General features: G+C 67.6%; 3 protein-coding genes and 1 pseudogene. All 4 read right to left on the bottom strand.

Annotation, left to right across the window (positions count from 1 at the left end):
• Positions 1–205 (bottom strand): annotated as a pseudogene (locus tag GPA25_RS23395) (putative sulfate exporter family transporter); the annotation flags it as partial.
• 18 nt (positions 206–223) lie between these two features.
• Complete coding sequence (locus GPA25_RS23390) at positions 224–2,701, bottom strand: efflux RND transporter permease subunit (RefSeq protein ID WP_169262798.1); 2,478 nt, start codon at positions 2,699–2,701, stop codon at positions 224–226.
• Between the two features lie 15 nt (positions 2,702–2,716).
• Entirely contained in the window at positions 2,717–3,769 is a 1,053-nt protein-coding gene (locus tag GPA25_RS23385; RefSeq protein ID WP_169262797.1) for a WD40/YVTN/BNR-like repeat-containing protein, read from the bottom strand.
• Between the two features lie 149 nt (positions 3,770–3,918).
• Positions 3,919–4,259, bottom strand: a 341-nt coding sequence (locus GPA25_RS23380) for a DUF1329 domain-containing protein (RefSeq protein WP_169262796.1), incomplete at its 5' end; no start/stop codon positions are given.

Below are 4,259 nucleotides of genomic sequence, written 5' to 3'. Positions count from 1 at the left end.
CGATGCCCGCGTGGATCTTCTCGCCGTTCGCGGCGAAGTTGAACGCCATGCCGAAGAACAGCGCGTACAGCAGCTGCGGCCCGCCCTGATGCTCGGCCACGAAGCTCGCCGCCAGCGCGATCGTGATTGCGGTCAGCACGCCCGGCCACAGTTGCGACCAGACCGGGAAATTCAGTATCGTCATTGCACGCATTTGAACGCTCATCGATCGGTTCCGCCTCTGTTATTGTGCCGCCAGGCTGAGCGCCGGCATCGCCCCGACACGCTGCACGCCTTTCGGACTCTTCAGCAGGAAGTGCGACAGCGCCGGAATCAGGATCAGCGCACCGACCATGTTCCACACGAACATGAAGGTCAGCAGGATCCCCATGTCGGCCTGGAACTTGATTGGTGACCAGATCCACGTCACCACCCCCGCGGCGAGCGTCACGCCCACCAGTGCGACCACCTTGCCCGTGAATTGAATCGAGCGTCGATGTGCGTCAGCGAGCGAGGCCCCTGCACGCTGCTGCGCGAGCTGGATGGAGAGCAGGTACAGCGCGTAGTCGACACCGATCCCCACCCCCAGCGCGATCACCGGCAAGGTGCCGACCTTCACGCCGATCCCCAGCACCACCATCAGCGCCTCGCACAGGATCGAGGTCACCGCCAGCGGCACCACCGCGACGATCACCGCGCGCCAGTTGCGGAAGGTGATGAAGCACAGCACGATCACCGCCCCATACACGTAGAACAGCATCGTGCGGTTGGCTTCGCGCACCACGATGTTGGTCGCCGCCTCGATGCCGGCGCTGCCCGCGGCGAGCAGGAACTGGCGTTCGGGCGAGCTGTGCGCCTCGGCGAAGCGCGCCGCGGTCGCGACCACCCGGTCGAGGGTCTCGGCGCGATGGTCGCTCAGGTAGGCGATCACCGGCATCACCGAGCAGTCGTTGTTGAAGAGGTCCGGGTTATTCACCGAGGCCTGCTGCGCGCCGTAGTTGAGCACGTCCTGGTTGCGCGCGAGCGTCACCCACTTCGGGTTGCCCTCGTAGGAGCCGGCGGTGATCTGGCGCACCGCATCCCCGAGGAAGACGGTGGTCTGCACCCCCGGCACCTGCTGCAGCTGCCACGCGAGGCGGTCGGCCTCGACCAGTGTCTCGTACTTCAGGCAGCCTTCGGCCGCGGTCTTGACGATCACCGCGAACTGGTCGGACGAGAGCGAATAATTGGCGGTGATGTAGGCGTTGTCGCGGTTGTAGCGCGAGTCGGCGCGCAGCTCCGGCGCGCCCGGTTCGAGATCGCCGATCTTGAGGTTGAGGCTCACGACGAAGCCTGCCACCGTCAGCACCGCGGAGATCGCGATCGCGCCGATCGCCCAGCGCCGTTCGGTGAAACGCTCGAGCCAGCGCCACAGCGCCGCACCGCCCTTCCCGTCCGCCCCGCCCGATTCGGCCACCAGGCTGCGCTGGGCCGCCCGGGCGCTCACGCCGGTGTAGGACAGCAGCACCGGCAGCAGGATCAGGTTGGTGAAGATCAGTACCGCCACGCCGATACTCGCCGAGAGCGCCAGCGACTGGATCACCGGGATGTCGATCACCATCAGCACCGCAAAGCCCACCGCGTCCGCCACCAGCGCCGTCATGCCGGCGAGAAAGAGGCGCCGGAAGGTGAAGCGCGCCGCGACCAGGCGATGCGTGCCGCGGCCGATGTCCTGCACGATGCCGTTCATCTTCTGCGCGCCGTGGCTCACGCCGATAGCGAAGATCAGGAAGGGCACGAGGATCGAGAACGGATCGAGCGCGAAGCCCAGCGCGGCAATCAGACCCAACTGCCACACCACGGCGACCACCGAGCACGCCACCACCAGTGCGGTGCTCCTCAGGCAGCGGGTGTAGAAGAAGATCACGACGATCGCGATCAGCGCCGCGACCGCGAAGTAGGTCATGACCTGGCTCACGCCGTCGATCAGGTCGCCGACCAGCTTGGCGAAGCCGATGATGTGGATGTTCACCGGCGCCCCGCCCTGCTCGACGCTTTGCTCGACGCTTTGCTCGAATTTGGCGCGGATGTTGTCCTCGAGCGTGCGCGACAGCGCCCGGTAGTCGATCGGCGCGCCCGTGGCGGGATCCTTGTCGAGCAGCGGCACGAACACCATGCTCGACTTGAAGTCGTTGCCGACGAAGCGCCCGACGATGCCCGAGCGCGCGATGTTGAGCTTCAGCTGCTCGGTCGCCCGCGGCGAGCCGTCGTAGGAGTCCGGCATCACCGGGCCGCCCTGGAAGCCCTCCTCGGTGACCTCGGTCCAGCGCACCGACGGCGTCCACAAGGACTTCACCCACGCGCGGTCGACGCCCGGGGTGAGGATCAGTTCGTCGTTGATCTTCTTCAGCGTCTCCTGGTAGGCGGGATCGAAGATGTCGCCCTTGCGGCTTGCGACCACCACGCGCAGCACGTTGCCCAGGCCACGCAGCTCATTGCGATTGTCCAGATAGTTCTGGATGTAGGGCTGGCTCTGCGGCAGCATGCTTTCGAAACTGGCATTCAGATGCAGTTTCGCGGCGGCCACGAGCGCCAGCGCCACGGTGACGAGCGCGCAGATCACCATCACCGCGAGGCGGTGGTTGAAGATCAGGCGCTCGAGTTTGTTGCCCGAATTCTGATCGAAATCAGAAAGGGAACGCACCACCGGAGCCCGGTCATGCGAGTCGAATGCGACGGCCATCGCGTCGTTCTCCTGTTAGCGAAGCATCTGGACGCGCACGCCGCGGGCACCCGCGACGACCACCGCATCCGTACCGAGGGGCTGCACCGCCGCGGCGGGCGTGGCCCGCTCGAGCTTGAGCGGCGCGAAGTGCTCGCCGCCGTCGGTGCTCAGCAGCAGCCGCCCCGCCTGGCTGGCGAGCAGCACGCCGCCGGCGCCGAGCGGCACGCCGGCCGTGAGGCCTTCCTGCACGCCGGTGTCGATCTTGTGCCAGGTGGCCCCGCCATCGGCGCTGCGGAAGGCGTTGCCGCGCAGGCCGAAGACGATGACGGCGTTGCCCGTTCCCGTCACCCCAAAATAGCTCCCCCGGTAGGGCGTCTCCAGCGCACGCAAGCGCCCCGCCCCCGCATCGAGGCGCAGCACCAGGCCCTGCTCGCCGGTGACGTACACGTCGCCGCCGGCCGGGCGGATCGCATACAGATGCAGCGCCTGCGGGTTCGCGGTGCGGTCGAGCCACGGCTCCCAGCTTTTGCCGCCGTCGGTGGTGCGCAGGATCAGGTTGAAGGCGCCCACGACGAAGCCGCTCTGCTCGTCGGCGAACCACACGTCGAGGAAGGGATTCTCCGCGCCCTGCGCGGCGAAGCGCTCGGCCTCGGCAACCCATTTCGCCGCTTCGTCGCCCGTCCTGGCCTTGTAATACGTCACCATCAGCTCGCCGACCGCCCGGCCGTCGAGCTGCTTCGTCCAGGTGGCGCCGGCATCGCTGCTCGCGAGTACTACGCCGTCGTGGCCCACCGCCCAGCCTTTCTGCGGCGTCGGGAAGCTCACCGCGACCAGATCCGAGCTCACCGGCACCTTCGCCTGGCGCCAGCTCTTGCCCTGGTCATCGGAGTACACGATGTGGCCGCGCTGGCCCACGCCCACGACCCGCTGCCCCGCCAACGCCAGGCCGTTGATCAGGCCCTTGGCCGCCAGCTCGCTCGCCATCGCCGGCACGTCGAGTACGTCCTGGAAACCGGCCGCGGGGGCGCCTGCCGGAATCAGCAGCGCGAACGCCGCCAGTGCTCCGCAGATTCGGTGCACATTCATCGCTTTTCCTCTGTTGGGGCCGGGTCGCCCGGCGCGATCAAACCTTTGTCGCGCCGGGTCCCGGGGAGGGGAACTCTTCTTATCCGTCGCAGGCGGGGACGCAGGGCGTTCTCCCCCTGCGATCACGCCCGCCCGTTGAGCCGATTGCCTTACCGGATGCCCGAACCAGCCAGCGAATCGGGCGACCAGTCGCGGTCGGTGAGCGGCTTGGACTGGCGCATGCCGCCGGTCTCGGCACTGAAGCCGGTCAGCGAGTAGATGCCCGCGACCAGGTCGTAGTGGCCGAACATGTCGGTGTAGGGCGCCGGCAGGTCGTAGCTCGGGGCCATGTAGGCGAAACCCGCGCGATAGAGCTGGCCGCGGGCGTCGTACTGGTCGGACGCGAGCGCCGCCCACGAGTCCTCGTCGAGGTAGAAGGTGCGCTTGCTATACACATGGCGCTTGCCCTCGCGCAGCGTCGCTTCCACCACCCACACGCGGTGCAGCTCCC

Origin of the sequence: Aromatoleum diolicum, from assembly GCF_012910955.1 — a bacterium.
Classification (GTDB): domain Bacteria; phylum Pseudomonadota; class Gammaproteobacteria; order Burkholderiales; family Rhodocyclaceae; genus Aromatoleum; species Aromatoleum diolicum.
Note: the sequence above shows the minus strand (reverse complement) of the source record. Positions and strands in the feature narration are given on the sequence as shown.